This is a genomic window from Methanobrevibacter sp., from assembly GCF_017431965.1.
GTDB lineage: Archaea > Methanobacteriota > Methanobacteria > Methanobacteriales > Methanobacteriaceae > Methanocatella.
Window position 1 is genome coordinate 1 of sequence record NZ_JAFRKB010000023.1, and the last position, 2,833, is coordinate 2,833.

Below are 2,833 nucleotides of genomic sequence, written 5' to 3' on the forward strand. Positions count from 1 at the left end.
CAAGCATGATATAATCCAACCATATTTAATAGTTATTAATAAGTTATACACAACATCCTATAAATATTTTTAGATGTAAGTAAAGTCAGTTGGTTTAAGACTTCTCCATTTAGCCACAGCCCAATCATAAGTAATCTTATGCAACTTAATCCACTCATCCCAATACACATAAGAAGTATTCCTTCTTTGCAATACTGCATTGGTTTTATCAGTCAAATCATCCATTGCAGCCATAGCGCCAGTTTCAGCCCAATTCTCAGAGATGTCAACATAATCCCAACCATCACCATACCAAGAAGCATGCTCTACAGGATAACCATTATCACGTAACCATTTCTCTTCCTTCTTAACTATATTCTTCCATTCATCAGTATCACAAATACCGTAATGACGATAACTCATAGCATTAGAAAGATTTAATCTTTCTTCAACAGTAGGGTTAGATTTATGGATTATATCAGCATATTCTTTAGGAATAAGACTATAATCAAGACAATGATTCAATTCATGATACATAGTTTGTCTAAGGTTACCCCTTACATCTCTAGCTTGTTTAAGAGTTAATGGAAGTATCCTAACTTCCTTATCAGACCATCGAGCATAACCTAAAAAACGTTTTTTATTTTCATTAACAAAATTAATTCCCCTTGTAGAGAATTTATAAATATCTGGAACTTCTTTATAAATCTTAATAACTTCTTTCAAATCATAAGCGCATTTACCAGAGTTAGTTGAATCAATATATTTTTTAGCTCCAGTATTCTTAGTGAAATAAGCATCAAAGGTAATTTTAACATCATGGTTAATTACTTTACCAGTTTTAGGGTCCTTATAAGTTAAGTGATCTATGAACTTTTGAGTTGGTCTACCTTTACTGTCAGTCCCTCTTTCATAATCCATACCATAGAATGCTGCTACATCTTCAGGAGTTTTCAAGTTGTCATAAGTTAATTCAGAGGTCGGTCGAGTTTGTTTAGTTTGAGATTCTTTAGAGGGTTTCCTTTGACGAGGTTCTTTGTAATCTTCACGAATTCCTCTACGAATACTGAATCCCCTGTCATGCCATTCTTTAGTATTGAACTCACGGAGAATAGCATTACCAGTTTCACGATTAACAAATTCTTGAATAGCTTTTTGGTCACTGGATACAATTCCTTTTCTTCTTGCTTCAACCAGTTTATTTGTTACTTCAGAATTGATTTTATCAAAGATATCATTGATTTCTCTTTGGCCTCTGATAGTGAAGAAATCTAATTGTTCTTCTGCATGAACATACCATACTTCCTTATTAGAAATGAATATATGGTCGTTTCCAGATAAGACACGTGCATGTTTAATATCATTTGCACTAATGTATGTTTGACCTTCACTATTTGGAATGGTTCTTATTGTATTTGAAGTAACATTGGAATAAGTATCACTTTTGAATCTGATAGTTCCTCTTTTTCCTTTGATTTCATCACTAGTTAATTTACCAGTTTTTGGGTCAAATTCATAACCATATATTGTTTGGTTTTTAACTCTTTTATTGGACCATTTCAATATATCATCTAAAGTTTCTTCAGATATTGGTAAATCCTTTTTCAAGTCAGAAACTTTTTCATCATATTTTGGTTCTGGTAAAGGTTCAGGTTTAGGAGGCTCAGGTTCCGGTTTAGGTTCCGGTTCTGGTTTTGGTTCAGGAGTTTTAGGTTTAGGTTTTTCAACCGGCTTTTCCTTTTTAGGTTTAGGATGTGCATCATTACCTAAAGCTTTCTTCTTCAACTCCAAGAATTTCTTCTCCAAGAAAGCTAAACGTTTCTGATGTTTAGCTATCTCTTCAGCAGGAGCATCCGGATTATTCTGTAACCATTCCTTTTGCTTAGGAATATTAGCCTTATAATTATTATACTTCTCACGTTCACCAGGACGAAGATTCCTATACAATTGTTCCTTTGTAGGTTCAGGTAATTCTTCTTCGGCCTTGCGAATGTTCACAGATAAAGGAGTTAAATTAATGACTGGAGGATTATCCGGAGCTGGTTGTTTGGTTTCCCAAACAGTTAAATAAGTACATCTGCAGAACGGATGAAACGGAGGGAATTCCCCACCTTTGATTAAATCAACAATATTATGAACTCGTTCTTTTCCACGGTCAACGAAAGTTCTAGTTTTACTATTAAAGTGATATGCATATTCTAAGCAAGTTGTACAGACTTGATTATCTTCAGCAGTTAAAATCTTAACCTGAGTATAACCCTCATTCAAATAAGATTGGACCATTCCAGTATTCTGCATACGACTGGTTTCAGTCTTAGCAATCATTGTGGCTCTTTGCCTTGCAGTGAAAGGTGAACCATCCAATGGAGTTACACCTGCTTTCTCTAAAGTCCTTGCAAGATTGTATGGATTTTCACCCATGATAATGCCTTGCAATATCTTATTCTTAACAGTAGTTTGCAGGTCACCAGTTAAGTTTCGGATTAAATCATAATTATAATCTTTAGCTAAACGGATAGCTTGAATATCCGCATCAGTATAACGAAGTGTCTCCTTGATATTACTGTATCCTTGTTTTTTACCTTCATCATAAATAGCATCCAATAGATCATCAACATTTTCATAATGAGTATCAAAGATAGTATCCCATGCATCTTCCAATGCATCAAAGATTTCTTTCTCAATACGAGCATCTTCAAGGAATAAATCACGTGCTTCATCAGAGCTTAACCAACTAATACTCTCATTCAATTGAGTGTCAATTAAATCAGAAATCATCTGATAGAATTGTTTCGCATTATCCTTTTCAGGTATGCTTTTACTATCAAACAAATCCCATAAACCTAACTCATCA

Annotated in this window: 1 protein-coding gene; it reads right to left on the reverse strand. The window is 34.1% G+C overall.

Annotated features, from left to right (window positions below; all coding sequences use genetic code 11):
- Nucleotides 1-69 precede the first annotated feature (69 nt).
- A partial coding sequence (locus IJI93_RS02235; RefSeq protein ID WP_292819274.1) for a phage minor head protein occupies nucleotides 70-2,833 on the reverse strand: 2,764 nt, incomplete at its 5' end.